General features: G+C 75.6%; 11 protein-coding genes. 7 read left to right on the top strand and 4 right to left on the bottom strand.

The window, feature by feature from the left end; genetic code table 11:
* Nucleotides 1-277: 277 nt before the first annotated feature.
* From O7606_RS04020 to O7606_RS04005, 4 genes are all read right to left on the bottom strand, one after another.
* Nucleotides 278-1,291, bottom strand: a complete 1,014-nt coding sequence (locus O7606_RS04020) for a cupin-like domain-containing protein (protein WP_281597647.1) — start codon at nt 1,289-1,291, stop codon at nt 278-280.
* Nucleotides 1,288-1,485: a hypothetical protein gene (locus O7606_RS04015; protein ID WP_281597645.1), complete on the bottom strand. Its 198-nt coding sequence runs from the start codon at nt 1,483-1,485 to the stop codon at nt 1,288-1,290. The genes O7606_RS04020 and O7606_RS04015 overlap by 4 nt, the downstream gene beginning before the upstream one ends.
* Nucleotides 1,486-1,552: 67 nt before the next feature.
* On the bottom strand, nt 1,553-2,959 hold the full coding sequence (locus O7606_RS04010; RefSeq protein WP_281597644.1) for a condensation domain-containing protein: 1,407 nt from the start codon (nt 2,957-2,959) through the stop codon (nt 1,553-1,555).
* An 18-nt stretch (nt 2,960-2,977) separates the two neighbouring features.
* A complete protein-coding gene (locus O7606_RS04005; RefSeq protein WP_281597643.1) occupies nt 2,978-4,390 on the bottom strand; it encodes a condensation domain-containing protein in 1,413 nt (470 codons plus the stop codon).
* 140 nt (nt 4,391-4,530) lie between these two features.
* Between O7606_RS04005 and O7606_RS04000 the strand changes: the two genes are divergently transcribed.
* The 7 genes from O7606_RS04000 to O7606_RS03970 all read left to right on the top strand — a co-directional run bounded on the left by O7606_RS04000 (nt 4,531) and on the right by O7606_RS03970 (nt 18,538).
* Nucleotides 4,531-10,206, top strand: coding sequence for a non-ribosomal peptide synthetase/MFS transporter (locus O7606_RS04000; RefSeq protein ID WP_281597642.1), 5,676 nt, complete (start codon nt 4,531-4,533; stop codon nt 10,204-10,206).
* Nucleotides 10,203-11,711, top strand: coding sequence for an AMP-binding protein (locus O7606_RS03995; protein ID WP_281597641.1), 1,509 nt, complete (start codon nt 10,203-10,205; stop codon nt 11,709-11,711). The genes O7606_RS04000 and O7606_RS03995 overlap by 4 nt, the downstream gene beginning before the upstream one ends.
* A 28-nt stretch (nt 11,712-11,739) precedes the next feature.
* Nucleotides 11,740-14,952: an amino acid adenylation domain-containing protein gene (locus tag O7606_RS03990; protein WP_281597640.1), complete on the top strand. Its 3,213-nt coding sequence runs from the start codon at nt 11,740-11,742 to the stop codon at nt 14,950-14,952.
* Complete coding sequence (locus O7606_RS03985) at nt 14,949-15,236, top strand: acyl carrier protein (RefSeq protein ID WP_281597639.1); 288 nt, start codon at nt 14,949-14,951, stop codon at nt 15,234-15,236. Before O7606_RS03990 ends, O7606_RS03985 begins: the two co-directional genes overlap by 4 nt.
* A gap of 254 nt (nt 15,237-15,490) precedes the next feature.
* A complete protein-coding gene (locus O7606_RS03980; RefSeq protein WP_281597638.1) occupies nt 15,491-16,723 on the top strand; it encodes a cellulose binding domain-containing protein in 1,233 nt (410 codons plus the stop codon).
* Nucleotides 16,724-16,877: 154 nt separating this feature from the next.
* Entirely contained in the window at nt 16,878-17,765 is an 888-nt protein-coding gene (locus O7606_RS03975) for a hypothetical protein (protein ID WP_281597637.1), read from the top strand.
* Complete coding sequence (locus O7606_RS03970; protein WP_281597636.1) at nt 17,762-18,538, top strand: J domain-containing protein; 777 nt, start codon at nt 17,762-17,764, stop codon at nt 18,536-18,538. The genes O7606_RS03975 and O7606_RS03970 overlap by 4 nt, the downstream gene beginning before the upstream one ends.
* Nucleotides 18,539-18,570 lie beyond the last annotated feature (32 nt).

The raw sequence follows: 18,570 nt of genomic DNA, 5'->3' as shown, positions 1-18,570 counted from the left end.
GGGTTCCTTCGGAACGGACGAGGACCGTCGCGGCCGGCCACCGGCGGGCGCGCCTGCCGGTGGACGGTGACGGACTCGTGGCGGGACGTGGTCGGGTGCTCGACACACGAGTCCGTCCCGTCGGACGGCCACCCGGCCCTCCGTCGCCCATGGGACGGGGTCAGCCCGCGCGGCTGCCTCGTCGGCGTACCACGATCTCACGCCGGTTCCGCCGAACTCAAGCCGCCGACGGCCCCCGGCGCACGGCCGGCCCGGACGTGGCGGGCCGGCCGTGCGGTCAGTCCTGTTCGCCGGCCGCCGGCGGGGTGGCCATCTTGTGGTTCTGGCCGGCCACGAGGAAGTGGTGGAAGGTGACGGTGGCGCTGACGTCCAGGGCCTGCACCCAGTGCCACCAGCCGACCGGGACGAGCAGCATCTGGCCCGGCTCCAGGACGGTCTCCAGCACGGTCGCCTCGGCGAACCGGGGATGCCGCGCCAGGTCCGGCCGGGCCGCGTCGACCGCGCTGAACGTGCCGCCACGTGGATAGACCAGGTGCCGCTCGTACGACGGGACGAGCCGGACGTGTTTGCGGCCGAGCACCTGACAGAGCAGCACGGAGCTGTTGTCCACGTGCAACGGGGTGACCGTGCCGGCCGGCCCGAGCAGCAGGTGGCCGGTGGCCGACGGGTCCACGATCCGCTCGGGCGGGCGCACGTCGGCGGCGAGCGGTCGCAGCGGCCCGGCCCAGTTCTCGTTACGCGGCACCATGTAGTAGTCGTTGGTGCGCACGCCGGAGCCGAGCAGCGCGAGGTAGTCGCGGAACGGCATCGTCGTCCGGTGCCTGTCGTACTGCCAGGCGTGGTCCGGGTTGGCGTTCCGACCGGTCATCACCTCCACCTCGGCGTCGCCGCAGGCCGCGGCCATCGTGTCGAGGGTCCAGCCGAGGGCCGGCCAGTCCGCCATCCGGCCCTCCAGCACCACCGGGCGGTTGCCGAAGTAGTAGCGGGAGAAGAACTCCTCCGGCGTGACGTCCGACCGGCGTTCCAGCGTGCGGCCCCCGTCGTCGGCCCGCAACGCCCGGTAGGTGTCCAGGACGGACTCCATCCAGTCGTACCGCAGGGCCAGCCGGCGGCACACCGCGAAGTACGGATGCCCGGTGAGGTCCCGCAGCTCGGCGTCCACGGCGTCGGCGTCACCGCAGCCGGCGACGGCGGCGGCCCGCACGTCGGCCACCGGCACGCCCATGGCGAGGTTCTCCACCAGCCACTCCCGCCAGCCACGGTCCAGCCGGGACAGCGTGGGCGACGTCATGCCCCGATCCCCGGGGCGGGGGTCGGGGTGACGCCCCGGGGGTGCCCGTGGCAGGTCGAATAGTTGCTCTTGACGTGGGCCGGGAAGTGCTCCGTCTCCGGCAGCGGGGTGGGCCGGGCGGCCCGGCGCACCGGCGGGCAGGTCGGGTAGCTGTTCTTGACGTGGGCCGGGATGTGGTCCGGGTGAGCGGTCATGCCCGCCAGTCAACCGGGCCGGGCGTCCCGGTCACCAGGTGCCGGTGTCCCGGGTCCCCGGGACGGGTCAGCGCGGGCTGGTCCGGGCCGCCTCGACCAGCCTGTGCTCGATGTCCCGCAGGAGCTGTTCCGCCTGGTCGGACGGCAGGTACGCGGTGTCGGCGGTGACGACCAGCTCGACCGCGCCGGGGGCGTCGACGACCTGGATCCGGCAGCGCCAGGCGAACCGCTCCAGCTCCTCCAGCCACCGGAAAGCGCTGGCCTGCCGGGCCGACTCCAGCTCCCCCGACGCCGGTTCGGTGACGGTGGCGGGCACCTCCTGCGGCAGCCGGATGTCGTTGAAGAAGCAGAACGGCGCGAGCGCGGTGCCGTGGTCGAGGCCCTGCTCGGCGAAGGCCCCGGCCAGTTCGAGCGGGTCGTAGTAGGCGTGCCGGTAGCCGTCCAGGGACGCCCGCCGGGCGTTGGCGAGCAGCTCGGCGAAGCTCCCGACCCCGCCGCCCGGGCGCCCCGGGCCGACGTCGATCCGGCAGAGCCCGACCTGGTTGAGCTTGCTGACGGCGGTGTCGTAGGCGGGCTGGAAGCGGTTGTTGGCCATGGTGAAGACGCCGCAGACGGTTGAGCCGGCCCGATCGCCGAGGACGCCGGCGGTGGCGGCGAGCAGCACGGTCGGGCTGCTCGTCCGGTGCCGGGCGGCCAGCAGCCGCGCCGCCTGGTGGACCGCCGGTGAGGTCAGCGCGCCCCGGCGGTACCGGGGGGTGGCCGCCGGCCCGGCCGGCTCGGCGAAGGCGCCGGGCGGCAGCGACCGGAACTGGCGGAGCCAGTACGCCACCGCCCGCGCCGAGCGGGGCCGCTCGGCCTGCCGTTCCCGGTCGGCCACGTCCAGCGACTGTAGGCCCGGCGGGCCGGGCACGACGCCGCGCACCAGCAGCAGACGCAGGTCCCGCAGCACCGTCTCGGTGGCGTGGAAGTCGACGGTGGAGTGGCTGAACACCACCACGACCTGCCGGACGAGGCCGTCGACCACCACCAGGGCGGCCCGCAGCGGCCACTCCCCGGCATGGTCGAAGCGGGGACCGCCCAGCCGCTCGACCAGCCGCCGGGCCGCCGCCCGACCGTCCGGGTCGGCGTCGGCGGTCGGGACCGTGCACACCAGCACCGGCAGCCGCCCGGCGGCCGACGCCACCTGCCGCAGGTCGCCGCCGTCGGCCCGGACCCGGGTGCGCAGCGACTCGTGCCGGCCGAGCAGGGCGGCGAACGCGGTCAGGGCCCGGCGGGGCGGCACCTGGGCGCGCGGCGAGACAGGCAGCGTCCGGCGCAGGTTGAGCAAGCTGTGCCGGGTGGACTCGAACTCGGTCACCGCCCGCCACATCGCGCGTTGGCCCCAGGTGAGCGGCCCTGTCGCGGCCCGCCCACCGTGGAAGTCCACGTACGCCATCTCTTCGGTCGTACCGTCGACCGGCTGGGAAACGAGCACGGCTCAGATTACAACCGGTCAGCTCCCGGCCACTGTCGACGACGGCGTCCAGGGCCAGGGCACCTCCCGGAAAGCCGCCGTGACCAGCAGCTCCTCCAGGTCACGCAGGAACGGCTCGACCGTGTCGACGGCCACGAACCGGGTGTCGACGCTGAGCGTGAGGCCGGCCGCTCCCGGCTCGTCGACGACGTGCGTCAGCCGGTGCCAGGCCGCCCGCTCGATGCCGTCGACCCACCCGAAGGAGCTGTCCGCCGTCGCGGCCCGCAACTGCTTCTCGCTGACCACCGGAACCGTTTCGACGCCCCCGCCGGCGAGCCGGACGTCGTTGAAGTAGTAGTACGGCAGAAACGCGGTCTCCGGGTCGTGGCCGGCGTCCTGGAAACTCCGCCGCAACGCGGCCGGATCGTAATAGGCGTGCCGGTAGCCGGTGAGCGCGGCCCGCCAGATGCGGGGCAACAGCTCGCCGAAAGCGGGCCGGTCGGTCAACTCCACCACGCACATTCCGATCTGCCCGATATTCGCCACCGCGTCGGCGTAGTCGGCGCGGAACCGGTTGTGCGCCATGGTGAACAGCCCGCACACCGTCGAGGAGTCCCGGCCGGCGGCCAGCGCCGTCGTCGCGGCCAGCAGCACCGCCGACACGCTGACCCGCTGCCGGGCGGCGATCAGCCGGGCCGCCCGGTCCACGGCCGACGAGACCAGCGTCCCCCGGCGTACCCGTGGGGAGAGGCCGGGGCCGACCTGGTCCATCGGCGGATGCGGCAGCCGGGCGAACTCGCGGACCCAGCGTTCCACGGCGCGCGCCGAACGCGCCTGGTCCACTCCGCGCTGCTCCCGCGCCACCTGGGCGGACTGGGGGCCGGGCGGGGTGCGCAGCGCCCCGCGCAGCAGGATCAGCCGCAGGTCCCGCAGGACCACGTCGACGGCGTACGCGTCGACGGCGGAGTGGCTGAAGACCAGGACGACCTGGCGTACCCGGTCGTCGACGGTGACCAGGGCGACGCGTAGCGGCCACTCGGCGGCGTGGTCGAACGCGACGTCGGCGAGCCGCGCCGCCGCCTGCCGGGCCGCGGCCGACCCGTCCGCCTCGCCCGGCGCCACCAGCAGCGGCAACTGGCCGGCGGCGGCGACCTCCTGGCGCAGCTCACCGTCGATCGACCGGACCCGGGTGCGCAGCGCGCCGTGCCGGCTGACCAGCAGGCCGAGGGCCCTGGTCACGCTGGGCAGGTCGGCGCGGACCCGCTCCGACACCGGCACCGTCCGGCGCAGGTTCATGAACCGGTGGTTCGACCCGGACCGCTCGGCGGCCCGCCACATCACCTGCTGCGCCCAGGTCACTGGGGCGGTCTCGGTGCGGCCACCACCGAACTCGGCCAGCACCAGCGTCTGATCGGCCCACTCGGCCGGGACCACGGCATCCGCGATTCGCATTCCCGACCGTAAGTCGGACACCCGGATTCCGGATCGAACGTTCGGGCTTTCCACAGTGCGCCGTTCAGTTGATTACATGCGTCGGTTGCGTTCGGCAGACTGCGATCCTCGCCCGCCACCAACTGAGAAGGCCGATCCGAGTGACCAATGTAGACCTTCCGGCTCGGGTTGTCCGTCCCTCCTCGACCGCGCTTTCCGAACCCGTCGGCGCGACTCCGTCGTTGTCGTTCGGGCAGGAGAGAATCTGGTTCACCGAACAACTGACTCCCGGTACGGCCGGTTATCTGGTTTACGCGACCGTTCGGCTGACCGGTCTCCTCGATCCGGGGATGCTGGCCGCCGCCGTCGACGCCGCCGCCGGCCGGCACGACAGCCTCCGGATGCGGTTCACCGAGAACGACCTCGGCGAGCCGCTGGTCGAGGTGGCCCCGGCGGTACGGGTCCCGGTCACCGTCCGTGACGTGCCGGACGAGGCGACCGCCCGCGCCCTGGTCGCCGAGTCCGCCCGCACCCCGTTCGACCTGGCCACCGCTCCCCTGCTGCGGGCGCTGGTGCTGCGGCTGGCCCACGACGACCACGTGCTGCACCTGGCGATGCACCACATCGTCAGCGACGGCTGGTCACTGAACCTGCTGCTCGGCGAGATCGCCACCCGGTACGGCACGCTGCGTGACGGCGCGCCGCCGCCCCCGCCGCCGTCCCTGTCGTACGCCGACTACGCGGCCTGGCAGCGGCAACGGGCCGACACCCCGGCCGCCGCGGCCGACCTCGTCTGGTGGACGCGGACCCTGGCCGGGGTGCCGGCGCTGGAGCTGCCCACCGACCGGCCCCGCCCGGCCGTGCAGACCTACGCCGGGGCGACCCACCGGTTCACCGTCGACGCCGACCTCACCGAGGGGCTGCGCCGGCTGTCCCGCGCCCACCGGGCCACCCTGTACATGACGCTGCTGACCGGCCTGCAGGCGCTGCTGTTCCGGCACAGCGGCCAGCGGGACTTCGCCGTCGGCTCCCCGGTCGCCGGCCGGGTGACCCCTGAGCTGGAGAACCTGGTCGGGTTGTTCGTCAACACCCTCGCGCTGCGCGCCGACCTGTCCCCGGTCGGCGGCGACGCCGACACGCCGGGCGGGGAGCCCAGCTTCGCGGCCCTGCTGCGCCGCAACCGCACCACCGTGGTCAAGGCGCTGACCCGGCAGGAGATCCCGTTCGAACGGGTCGTCCGGGAGCTGAACGTGACCCGGGACGTCAGCCGCTCGCCGGTGTTCCAGGTGCTGTTCACCCTGCAGAACTACGCCCGGGGCGGCGGCGGCCGGTGGCCGGCCGGGCTGACCACCGAGACGTTCGGCGCGGACGGTGACGCGGCGCGGTTCGACCTGTCGTTCTATCTCAGCGAGGTCGACGACGGCGGGCCCGGCGGCCGGGGGCGCCTGCGCGGCATGCTCGTGTACAACACCGACCTGTTCGACGCGGCGACGGCCGCCCGGCTGACCGACCGGCTCACCGCCCTGCTGCGGGCGGCGGTGGCCCGACCGGACCTGCCGATCGTCGACCTGGACCTGCTCGACCCGGGCGAACACGACCGGGTACGCGCGTTCAGCGCCCCGGACGCCCCGGACGCCCCGGCCGGGACGCCGGGGGTGACCGGCGACGCCACCACCCTGGCGGACCTGCTCACCCCGCACGTGGCCGCCACCCCGGACGCGCCGGCCGTGGTGTGCGGCGCGGACACCCTGACCTACCGGGAGCTCGACCGGCGGGCCAACCGGCTGGCGCGCTGGCTGCGGTCGGCCGGCGTCGGCCCGGACGCGCTGGTCGGCGTGCTGCTGGAGCAGTCGACGGAGCTTGCGGTGACGCTGCTCGGGGTGCTGCGGGCCGGCGCGGCGTATCTGCCGCTGGATCCGGAGCAGCCGCCGAACCGACTCGCCACCATGCTCGCCGACGCCCGGCCTGCGGTGGTGCTGACCAGCGCCGACCTGCGGGACCGGCTCACCCCGACCGACCCGACCGTCCCGACGCCGGTCGCCCCGACCTGCCTGGACGACATCCGGGACCGGGTCGCCGCCGGCCCGGACACCGCCCCCGACGTGGCGACGCACGGCGACACCCTCGCGTACGTCATCTACACCTCCGGCTCCACCGGCGTGCCCAAGGGGGTGGCGGTGGCGCACCGGCAGGTGCTGCGCTACCTCGACGGGGTGGCCGCCCGCTTCGAGGTCACGCCGGCCGCCCGGTACGCGCTGCTCCAGTCAATGGCGTTCGACTTCGCCGTCACCGTCTTCTACCTGGCGTTGGCCACCGGCGGGGCGGTGCACCTGCTGCCCCGGCGGGGCACCGGCGCGGAGCTGGCCGACCAGCTCCGCGCGCACCGCATCGACTACCTGAAGATCACCCCGTCACACCTGGCGGCGTTGACCGCCGACGCCGAGCCGGCCGAGCTGCTGCCGGCCCGCGCGCTCATCCTCGGCGGCGAGGCGTCCGACCTGGACCGGATCCGGCCGCTGGCCGCCGCCGGGGCGACCCGGGTGTTCAACCACTACGGGCCGACCGAGGCCACCGTCGGGGTGGCCACCCACGAGGTGACCGCCGACGCGGAGTCGACCGGCCCGGTGCCGACCGGCCGACCCCTGCCGTACGCCCGGACGCACGTGCTGGACGCGCGGATGCGCCCCACGCCGGTCGGCGTGCCCGGCGAGATCTACCTGGGCGGCGACCGACTGGCCCGGGGCTACCTGAACCGGCCGGGGCTGACCGCCGAACGCTTCGTGCCCGACCCGTACGGGCCGCCGGGGGCGCGGCTCTACCGCACCGGTGACCTGGGGCGGTGGCGGGCCGACGGGGAGCTCGTGTTCCTCGGCCGCGCCGACCACCAGGTGAAGATCCGGGGCTACCGGGTGGAGCTGGGCGAGGTGGAGGCCGCCCTGCGGGACTGCCCGCCGGCGCGCCAGGCGGTGGTGACGCTGCGCGACGGGCGGCTGGTGGCCTACCTGGAGGCGACGCCCGGGTCGGTCGTACCCGAGCCGGCCGAGCTGCGCCGTACGCTGGCCGACCGGCTGCCCGAGCACATGGTGCCGCAGCGGTTCGTCTGGCTGGACGCGCTGCCGTTGCAGGAACACGGCAAGGTGGACCGGGCGGCGCTGCCCGAGCCGACCACCGAGCCGCCGACCGGGGAACGGGCCGCCCCGGTCGGCCCGGTGGAGACGCTGATCGCCGGGATCTGGCAGGAGGTCCTGGGGCTGCCGGAGGTCGGCGCCACCGACGACTTCTTCGACCTCGGCGGGCACTCGCTGCTGGCCACGCAGGTGGTGGCCCGGATCCGGCGGGAGCTGCCGGCCGGCCCGGACGGCGCCCCGCCCCGGGTCAGCGTGATGGACCTGTTCCGGCACCGCACGGTCCGTGAGCTGGCCGCCCGGGTCGCCACCGGCCCGACCGGCCCGGCCGGGCTGCTGCACGAGCTGACCCCGCCCGCGCCGGCCGCCGGACGGACCACCACCCTGGTCTGCGTCCCGTACGGCGGCGGCAGCGCGGTGGTGTACCAGCCGCTCGCCGACGCCCTGCCCGCCGGATACCGGCTGCTGTCGGTGGCGGTGCCCGGGCACGACATCGGGTTGGGTGGTGAGCCCGCGCCGATCGACGAGGTCGCCGCCGACGTGACCGCGGAGATCCTGGCCCGGGTGGACGGTCCGCTTGTCCTCTACGGGCACTGCGGCCCCGGTGGCGCGCTCGCCGTCGAGGTGGCCCGGCGGCTGGAGGCCGCCGGCCGGGAGCTGGACGCCGTCTACCTGGGCGCGGTGTTCCCGTTCGCCCGGCCGGTGGGCGGGCTGCTCGGCCCGCTGCTGCGGCTGCGGCTGGCCGAGCGGATCCGCAGCGACCGGATCTACCGCACCTGGTTGCAGGCCCAGGGCACCTCGATCGGCGCGCTGGACCCCGACGAGGCGGCCTTCCTGATCCGGGCGATGCGGCACGACGCCCGGGTCTCCGAGGAGTACTTCACCGCGCTGACGCACCAGAACGTCACGCCGCTGCGCGCGCCGATCGTCTCGGTGGTCGGCGACCGGGACCGGGGCACCGACTACCACGAGGAACGGTTCCGGGAGTGGCACTTCCTCAGCGACCGCACCGCGCTGGCGGTGATCGACGAGGGCGGGCACTACTTCCTGAAGTACCGGGCCGAGGAGCTGGCCGAGATCGTCACCACCGTGCACCGGCGGCTCGCCGCGCCGGCCGGGGTGGTCGGCACGGTCGGGGCGGACGGCCCCGATCCGGCGTGGGAGTTGGCCGCCGTGTCGGACCGCAGCCCCACGCCACCGAGCGTCGCGCCGGCCCTCGGGCCGCCCGCCGCGGACACGCCCGTTCCCGGCGCGCCCGCGGGCGGTCCGACGGCGCCGCCGGGCGGGGCGGGCGGCCGTCGCCGTCCGCGCGCCGGACGGACGCCGCAGCCGAGCATGGCCCGCTTCGGCCTGGTCGCCGCCGGGCAGATCGTCTCCAGCACGGGCACCGCGCTGACCAACTTCGCGATCCCGCTGTGGATCTACCTGGAGACCGGGTCGCTGGCCCGCTTCGCGCTGTTCGCGGTGCTCGGGCTGGTGCCCGGCCTGCTGGTGTCCCCGCTGGCCGGCGCGCTGATCGACCGGAGCAGCCGACGCCGGGTGCTGCTGCTGGCCGGCGTGGCCGCCGGGGCGGCGAACGCCACGCTGGCCGCGCTGGTGCTCACCGACAGCATCCAGGTGTGGCACTTCTACCTGCTGGTCGGCTGGCTGTCGGTGGCGTTGGCGTTCCAACGGCTGGCGTTCCTGTCCGCCGTGCCGCAACTGGTGCCGAAGCGCTACCTCGGCCACGCCAACGGGTTGGCGCAGACCGCCACCGGGATCACCCAGTTCCTGGTGCCGCTGATCGCGGTGGCCCTGCTGGAGGCGGTCGGCCTGTCGGGCATCCTGCTCATCGACGTGGCGTCGTACCTGTTCGCGATCGGGGTGTTGCTGGCCATCCGGTTCCCCGGCACGCTGGCGCTGCGCCGGCGGGAGGGCATCGGCGAGGAGATCCTCGGCGGGCTGCGCTACTCGGTACGGCGGCGCGAGTTCCGGGCCATGCTGATCTTCTTCGCCGCGTTGAACCTGTTCCTGTTCCCGGTGCTGTACCTGCTCTCCCCGCTGGTGCTGGGCTTCGCCGACCTGGCCGAGGTGGCCCGGATCGCGTTGACCGGCGGGCTGGGCGCGGCCGTCGGCGGGCTGGTGATGCTGGTCTGGGGCGGCCCGCGGCGCAACCGGATGCGGGCGGTGCTGCTGGGCGCCCTGGGCATCGCGGCGGCCTGCCTGGTCACCGGGCTGCGCCCCAACCTGGTGGTGATCGGCGCCGGCGCGTTCGGGATGTACCTGGCGTTGGGCGTGGTCAACGGCGTCTACAACACGATCATCCAGACCAAGGTGCCACCCCGGTTCCACGGCCGGGTGTTCGCCCTCAACCAGATGGTCGCCTGGTCGACGATGCCGCTGGGCTGGGGGGTGATCGCCCCGTTCGCCTCGCAGGCCCTGGAGCCGCTGCTGCTGCCCGGTGGCGCGCTGGCCGGCAGCGTCGGCGCGGTGATCGGGGTCGGGCCGGGCCGGGGCATCGCCCTGCTGTACGTGATCTTCGCCGGCTGCATCGCGGTGACCGCGCTGGTGTCGCTGCGGACCCGGGTGCTGGCCCGGTTCGACGACGAGGTGCCCGACGCCCCGCCGGACGACCTGATCGGCATCGAGGCCCGCCAGGCCCGCGCCGCCGCCGGGGGCACGGAAGCGCCCCGGGCGGTTCCCGCCGCGAGCGTGGGACCTGGTCGGTCATGAGCGGCACGTCGCTGCGGCGGCCGGTGACGCCGGTCGCCCGTACCGTGCCGGAGCTGCTCGCCTGGCGGCGTGACCTGCACCCGGACCGGGTGGCCGTCGAGGTGGCCGGGGTGGCCGCGCTGACCTTCGCCGAGTGGGCGGACGCGGCGACTGCCGTGGCGGGGACGCTGCTGCGGCGCGGGGTCCGCCCCGGCGACCGGGTGGGGCTGGTCTTCGGCCAGCAGGACTGGACGTCGTACGCGGTCGCGTACGCCGGGGCGCTGCGGGCCGGCGCGGTGGCCGTGCCGCTGTCGGACCGGCTCGCGGCCGGTCAGGTCGGGCACGCGCTCACCCACTGCGCGGCGGTCGCGGTGCTGCACGGCGGTGACGCCCCGGTGGTCCCGGCCGGGCTGCCGGCGTGGACGGTCGCCGAGCTGCGCGCCGCCGTCGACCCGGGCGTCGAGCCGCCCACGGTGCGCGGCGGCGACCTGGCGCAGATCCTCTACACCTCGGGGACCACCGGGCGGCCGAAGGGGGTCGGGGCCAGCCACGCCAACCTGGTCGTCGGCGCGCCGAGCCATCCGCGACGGCTGGCGCTGGCCCACTCGGAGGCGTTCCTGCACGCGTTCGCGATCGGCACCAACGCCGGCCAGACGATGCTGCTCAACGCGCTCACCGCCAAGCCGACCGCGCTCACCCTGCCCCGGTTCACCCCGCTGCGGTTCGCCCGGCTGGTCGAGGGCGGCCGGGTCGGCACGGTGTTCGTGGTGCCGTCGATCGCGATCGAGTTGCTCGACTCGGGGGCGCTGCGGGGGCGGGACCTCTCCGGCGTACACCTGGTGGGGTCGACCGCGGCGGCGCTGCCCCCGGCCGTAGCGTCCCGCCTGGCGGCGGCGTTTCCGCAGGCCACAGTGGTCAACTACTACACGTCGACCGAGGCCGCCCCGGCCCAGACCACGATGATCTACGATCCGGCGCGGCGGGACGCGGTGGGTCGGCCGGTCGGCGGCCAGCTCATGATCGCCGACGCGGACGGTGACCCGCTGCCGGCCGGGGTCACCGGCGACGTGTGGCTGCGGGCCCCGCACCCCCGGGCCTACTACCGCGACGACGCGGCCAACCGGGCCACCTTCCGGGACGGCTGGGTGCGGATGGGCGACGTCGGCCGGCTGGACGCCGACGGCTACCTCTACCTCACCGACCGGCACCAGGACGTCATCAAGTCCGGAGCGTTCAAGATCTCCTCCCTGGAGGTCGAGGCGGCGCTGTTCGAGCATCCGGGCGTCTCCGAGGCGGCCGTGGTGGGCGTGCCGCACCCGGTGCTCGGCGCGGCGGTGGCCGCGGTGCTGGTGCCCCGGCCGGGCGTCGACCCGGCGGCGCTGACGCTGGCCGCGCTGCGCGGTTTCCTCGCCGGGCGGCTGGCCGACTACCAGTTGCCGGCGCGGGTACGGCTGGTCGACGGGTTGCCCCGCAACGCCGGCGGCAAGGTCCTCAAACGCCAGTTGACCAGTCACTTCGACAACTGACCACCATCGAAAGACCCGGGGAGAGCACGTGGGCGCCGCCGAGACGACATACGCGCAGCACGCCGTCTGGTTCACCGAGCAGGCCGGGGTGGCCGGCACGGCGTACCACATGGCGCTGGGCATCCGGTTCGGCGCGGAGCTGGACCGCCGGGCGCTGCTCGAGGCGTGCGCGGCGGTGACCGCCCGGCATCCCGTCCTGGCCACCCGGGTCGTCGTCGACGACGACGGCACGCCCCGGCTGGCGCCCGCCGAGAGCCGGCCGGTGGTGACGTCCGGGGAGCTGACCGACGGGCGGGTCGCCGAGGAGATCCGCCGCCGGCACGACCCGACGGTCGGCCCGCTGGCCCGGTTCACCCTGCTCACCGCCGCCGACGGGACGCATCTGCTGCTGGTCTGCGCGCACCACCTGGTCTTCGACGGGATGAGCAAGGACGTGCTGGTCCGGGACCTGGCCGCCGGCTACGCCGCCGCGCGGGCCGGACGGCCCGTCGACCTGCCGCCGCCGGCGGACGGGTACGCCGGGCACGCCACCGCCGAGCAGGACCTGGTCGGCGGGGCGCTGCCGGCGGCCCGGGCGTACTGGGCGCGGCACTGGACCGGCCCGGGTGACGTGACGCTGCCCGGCCTACGGCGGGCGCCGGCCGCCGCGGAGCCGGGCGCGACGGTCGACGTGGAGCTGCCCGGCGAGCTGGTCGACGGGGTCGGCCGGACGGCCGCCGCGCTCGGCGTGACCCGCTTCGAGCTGCTGCTCGCCGTGGTGCACGCGCTGCTGGCCCGGTACGGCAACCCGGGCGCGCCGGTCGGCGTCGGGCTGTCCACCCGTACGCCGGCGCAGGCCGACCAGGTCGGGTTGTTCGTCAACGAGCTGCCCACCCACGTCGCCCCGGCCACCGGCGACGTCGCCGGGTACGTCCGCGCGGTCCGCGCGCAACTGCGGGAGCGGTACCGGTTCCGCGCGGTGCCGCTGGCGCACGCGGTCGGCGGCCTCCGTCCGGCCCCCGCGCTGACCCCGGTGTCGGTGGGCTACCGGCGGCGGGACGCCGAGCCGGTCTTCGAGGGGGTGGCCAGCCGGGTCGAGTGGGCGCTGTTCGGCGGCGCGGCGCGCAACGCGCTGCACGTGCAGATGGTGGACGCCCCGACCGGGCTGACCGTCAGCCTCCAGCACAGCCCGACGGCCTGGGACGCCGACGCGGTGGCCCGGGTCGGCGGGCACCTGCGGACCCTGCTGGCCGCCGTGGTGGCCGACCCGACGCGGCCGGTGGCCGAGCTGCCGCTGCTGCCCGCCGAGGAGCGGGAGCTGGTGCTGCGCGCCTGGAACGACACCACCCGGGCGTACCCGGAAGGGGTCACCGTGTCGGCGCTGGTCGCCGAGCGGACCCGGGCCACCCCGGACGCGGTGGCCGTGGTGGACGGGGACCTGACGCTCACCTACGCGCAGCTCGACGCGGCCACCGTCCGGCTGGCCGGGCGGCTGCGGGAGCGGGGCGTGCGCCCGGGTGACCTGGTCGGGGTGGCGCTGGACCGGTCCTGGGCGGCGGTGGTGACGCTGTTGGCGGTGCTGCGCTGCCGGGCGGCGTACCTGCCGGTCGATCCCGGGCATCCGGTGGCCCGGCAGGAGCTGATCCTCGCCGACGCCGCTCCGGCGCTGGTGGTGACCGCCGCCGGCACTGCGGCCGGGCTGGATCCGGCCCGCCCGACGCTGGTCCTCGACGACCCGGCCCACCTGCTCGACCCGGACGGACCGGCCGTACTCGACGGACCGGCCGGAGGCGACGGACAGGTCCCGGTCGACGGGACGGACGAGGCCGCCGGGACGGCCGGGTCGCCGGGGCCGGACGACCTGGCGTACGTGCTGTACACCTCCGGCTCGACCGGCCGACCCAAGGGCGTCGCGGTCCGGCACGACGCGCTGGCGAACCTGCTGCTCGCCGTCCGGGACACCCTGGACAGCCGACCGACCGACCGTTGGCTGCACCTGACCTCGCTGTCGTTCGACATCTCCGGGGTGGAGGTGTTCCTGCCGCTGGTCACCGGCGGCCGGGTGGTGGTCGCCGCCGCGGTGAGCGCGCTGGACGGGGCCGGCGTGCTGCGGCTGGTCCGCGCGCACGGGGTGACGCACGCGCAGGCCACCCCGTCCGGTTGGCGGGTGCTGCTGGAGGCGGGCCTCGGCGTCGACGGGACGGAGCCGCTGGTGGCGGTCGCCGGTGGCGAGGCGCTGCCGGTGCCGCTGGCGGCCGAGCTGCGGGCCCGGGTGCGTCGACTGGTCAACGGGTACGGGCCGACCGAGGCGACGATCTACGCCACCATGGCGGACGTCGCGGCCGACCCGGACGAGGTGACCATCGGCCGTCCGCTGCCCAACGTCCGCGCGTACCTGCTCGACGACGCGCTGCGGCCGGTGCCGGTCGGGCTGCCCGGCGAGCTGTGCCTGGCCGGGGCCGGGCTGGCGGCCGGCTACCTGGGCCGGGACGACCTGACCGCCGAGCGGTTCGTCACCGCCCCGGGCGGGGCCGATGCCGCCCCGGGCGGGACCGATGCCGGCCCGGGCGGGACCGATGCCGGCCCGGACGCGGCGGCCGGGCCCGGGGAGCGCCTCTACCGCACCGGGGACCGGTGCCGGTGGTTGCCGGACGGCCGGATCGACTTCCTCGGTCGGGCCGACGACCAGGTGAAGATCCGGGGGCACCGGATCGAGCTGGGCGAGATCACCGCCGGTCTGCTGGAGCACCCGGCGGTGGCCGGGGCGACCGTGGTACGGCACGATCCCGGCGACGGGGACGACCCCCGGCTGGTGGCGTACCTGGTGGTCCGGCCGGGGGCCGACGTGCCGGAGCCGGCCGACCTGCGCGGGCATCTGGCGGCCCGGCTGCCGGCGGTGATGCTGCCGGCCGACTGGATGGTGCTGGACCGGTTGCCGGTCAGCCCGAACGGGAAGATCGACCGGGCCGCGTTGCCGGCCCCCGCGGCGCGTCCGGCGGCCGGCGGGGAGGCGTCGTCGACCGAGGGCGACCCACTGGTCGAGACGCTGCGGGAGATCTGGCAGGACGTGTTGCGGATCCCGGACATCGGCCCGCACGAGGACCTGTTCGACCTGGGCGGACACTCCTTGACGATCACCCGGATCAGCGGGCGGATCGCCCAGCGGATCGGGGTCGAGGTGCCGTTGGACGCGTTCTTCGACACCCCCACCATCGCGGAGATCGCCGCGTTCATCCGAGAGGCCGGAGAGGAGTCGCGATGACTGTCGTGGAGCTGCGGGAACGGGTCGCCGAGCTGGTCAGCGAGGCCACCGGCGGGGACGTGGCGGTGGCCGACCTGCTGGCCGGCGGCTCGCTGGTCGCGCTGGGCCTGGACTCGCTGGGCCTGTTGCGTCTGGTCGACGCCGTCGAGCTGGAGTACGGCGTCGAGGTGGACCTCCAGACGCCGGGTCGGGGTCTGGACACGCTGGACGACCTGGTGGCCCTGCTGGTCGCGGCGCGTGGCGGCGGTCCCGTCGTGCCGGTGGGCGGGGTTCCGGCCGGCTGAGCCGGGGCTGCCGGCCACGTCCCGGCGGCCATGGGCGTACGCCGATGGTTGCCGGGGTGGGGGACGGGCCGATATCGTCGGGTCCGGTCGGCGCGAAGGGCACGTGCCGACCGGCCGCACCGCCGCCGGCGCGCGGCGCCGGGTCTCCGGTGACGTGCGGCAGGGTCGTTCCGATCATCCCTCTGGATGCGCCGGCCGACGACCCTTTCCCCATCCTGGTCGCCGCCGGTCGTCCCGGCCCTCAGGAGTTCCCCATGAGCAGTCCCTTCAGCCAACCCGACGAGCCCGGCGGTCCGCCGGCCCGGTCGCGTCCGGTCGAGCGCCCGGCCGCCCGGCCGTCGGCCCGGCTCCGGCGCGGCGGCCTGGCCGGCAGGCTCCGTCTCGGCGCGGTCGCGGCGCTCGCCCTGGCCGTCGCCGTCGCCGCCGCGGCCGTCGCGACGGGCCCGGCCAACGCCGAGTCCAACGGCGGCGTCCGGGTGATGCCGCTCGGCGACTCGATCACCGACGGCTTCAACGTCCCCGGCGGTTACCGGATCGACCTGTGGCAGCACCTGGTCGCCGGCGGTTACAAGGTCGACTTCGTCGGCTCGATGTTCAACGGGCCGAGCAGCCTCGGCGACCACGACCACGAGGGCCACTCGGGCTGGACCATCGCCCAGATCGACGCCAACGTGGTGAACTGGCTGCGGGCCACGAACCCCCGCACCGTGCTGCTGCACATCGGCACCAACGACATGTTCGGCGACTGGTCGGGCGCGGCGTCCCGACTGTCGACCCTGATCGACAAGATCACCACCACCGCGCCGAACGCGGACGTCTTCGTCGCCACCATCGTGCCGCGCGCCAACGCGGACAACCAGGTCCGGACGTACAACTCCGCGATCCCGGGGATCGTGCGGAGCAAGGCCGACGCCGGCCGGCGGGTGCACCTGGTGGACATGTACCGGGCGCTGACGCTCGCCGACCTGGCCGACGGCATCCACCCGAACGCCGGCGGCTACCGCAAGATGGCCGCCGTCTGGCACGAGGCGCTGCGGTCGGTGCCGGGCAGCATCGGCGGCACGCCGCCGCCCACCACACCGCCACCCACCACACCGCCACCCACCACACCGCCGCCGAGCACTCCCCCGCCGAGCACGCCGCCGCCGAGCACGCCGCCGCCGGTCGCCGGGACGTGCCGGGTCACGTACACGGTCAACAGTTGGGACGCCGGCCTCACCGCCGCCGTACGGATCACCAACCTCGGCGGTACGGCGGTCGACGGCTGGAGCCTCGCGTTCACGCTGCCCGGCGGCCAGACGATCACCGGCGGGTGGAACGCCACGTACGCCCCGGCCAGCGGCGCCGTCACGGCCCGCAACGTCTCCTACAACGGGACGATCGCCCCGAACGGCTCGGTGGAGATCGGCTTCCAGGCCACCCACACCGGCAACGCCGGACGGCCGTCCTCGTTCACCCTCAACGGAGCCGCCTGCGCCACGTCCTGACCCGCGCCGGCCCGTCTCCCTTCGGGGGAGGCGGGCCGGCGTTACGCAACGGTACGGAGGGCGAATCGACAGCGGCGGGCCGGGTTTTCTACTGTGGAACCCAGCCTGCCGCCGTTTCGGCGGGTCACCCCAGGCGCACACCGATCGAGGACAGATGACCGGCGACCAGTCGTTGCAGCCCTTCCGGTCCGGCAGGCCCGCGCCCCGGCAACCGGGAGCGCCGGCCACCCGCGCCACCTCCACCGCGCCGGTGCACCGCCCCGGCGCGGTGGACTGGACCGAGTCGGTGGCCAGCCGGGAGGACTGCTGGCAGCGGCTCAGCCCCGGCGTACGGGGCCGCGTCGACCAACGCGTCGGACGGGTGCTCGACTGGTGGGCCACCGACCTCGGCGGGCGGGTCGGCGCCGTGGTGTTCGGCACCCGTGCCCTCGTCGCGGTGACGCCCACGGTGAACGCCGCCGGTCAACCCGCGTACGAGCTGGTCACCGTGCACCTGGCGGAGCAGTCCTTCCGGTCCGTGGTGGTGCGCGGGGCCAGCCCCACTCCGGGTGGTCAGGCCACCGGCGCCACGCCGGGCGGTCCGCCCTTCGGCAGCTCCACCCCCGTCGGCGGCTCGACGCCCGTCGGCTCCGGACCCATCGGCTCCTGGCCCGGCGGTTCCGGGCCCGGCGGTTCCGGGCCCGGCGGTTCCGGGCCCGGCGGTTCCGGGCCCGGCGGTGGCGGGACGGCCGACCTCGGGTTGGGGCCGGAGTTCACCGCCGTCCTGGGCCTCCTGCCGGCCCGGGCGCAGCAGCTGCTCCAGGATCCGTTCCTCACCGGACCGCGACCGCTGCGCGGCGACTGGTACGTCAGCTACGCCGGCAACCCGGCCGGCCTCGGCGGCGCGGTCGTACGGCTGTGGTGCTACCTGACCGACGAACGGTCGCTGACCTTCTGCTCGGGCGTGGGCCACGGCTACCGGGACGGCGCGGGCGCCCGCTCGTGGGAGGCCACCTGCTGGCGGGCCACCACCCTGACCCGCGCCGAGGCCGCGAACCGGTGAGCCCGTCCCTGCGTGACCTGGGCGGTCGGGATCCGTACGAGGTCCTCGGGGTGCCCCGGACGGCCGGGCCGGAGCAGATCCTCGCCGCCTACCGGCGGAAGGTGCGAACCGTGCACCCCGACGCGGCCACCGGCGACCTGCACGCGGCCACCCTGCTCAACGTCGCCCGGGACGTGCTGAGCGACCCGGAGACCCGTCGCGAGTACGACCGCCGGCGGGACGCCGGGTCGGACGAGCCGGTCACCGCCCCACCCGCCTCGCCCTGGGACGACGCGCCGACCTCCGGGTGGGACGAGCCGCCCGCCTCGCTCTGGGACGATCCGGACGTGGTCGGCGGCGCGGCCGACCCGCCCCGGCCGGGCTGGCGGCCCGACGCGCCACCGTCGGGGCCGGTGGTGACCGAGTTCCTCCCCGATCCGCCGTCTTCCCCGCCGTACCCGCACGACCCGTCGTATCCGCGTCGGCCGCCGTACCCGCCGCCGCAGGCGTACCCGTTCCCGCCGCCGTACGGTCCACGGCGCGGCTACCCGCCGCCGGGCCCGCCAGGGCCGTCGTCGGGCATGTCGCTCGGGGTGCTCGCGTTGCTGCTCACCCTCGTGTGCGGGCCGGTCAGCCTGGTGCTGGGCATCGTCGCCCTGAGCCGTCGGCCCGCTCCGGGCAGCGCCGACCGGACCTGCGCGCTCCTCGCGATCGGGATCAACGGGATCACGCTCTGCTGCGGGGCGTCGTACTTCGGGCTCCTGTTCGTCGGCGCGCTGGCCGGCCAGCCGTAGCCCGCGCTGGCCGGCCAGCCGTAGCCCGCCGC

The organism is Micromonospora sp. WMMD882 (genome assembly GCF_027497255.1).
Lineage (GTDB): Bacteria > Actinomycetota > Actinomycetes > Mycobacteriales > Micromonosporaceae > Micromonospora.
Note: the sequence above shows the minus strand (reverse complement) of the source record. Positions and strands in the feature narration are given on the sequence as shown.

Bases quoted from the DNA above. Each gene is read 5' to 3' on its own strand.
- O7606_RS04015 (WP_281597645.1), bottom strand. From the start codon at position 1,485: ATGACCGCTCACCCGGACCACATCCCGGCCCACGTCAAGAACAGCTAC.
- O7606_RS03980 (WP_281597638.1), top strand. From the start codon at position 15,491: ATGAGCAGTCCCTTCAGCCAACCCGACGAGCCCGGCGGTCCGCCGGCC.
- O7606_RS03995 (WP_281597641.1), top strand. From the start codon at position 10,203: ATGAGCGGCACGTCGCTGCGGCGGCCGGTGACGCCGGTCGCCCGTACC.
- O7606_RS04005 (WP_281597643.1), bottom strand. From the start codon at position 4,390: ATGCGAATCGCGGATGCCGTGGTCCCGGCCGAGTGGGCCGATCAGACG.
- O7606_RS04020 (WP_281597647.1), bottom strand. From the start codon at position 1,291: ATGACGTCGCCCACGCTGTCCCGGCTGGACCGTGGCTGGCGGGAGTGG.
- O7606_RS03985 (WP_281597639.1), top strand. From the start codon at position 14,949: ATGACTGTCGTGGAGCTGCGGGAACGGGTCGCCGAGCTGGTCAGCGAG.
- O7606_RS03975 (WP_281597637.1), top strand. From the start codon at position 16,878: ATGACCGGCGACCAGTCGTTGCAGCCCTTCCGGTCCGGCAGGCCCGCG.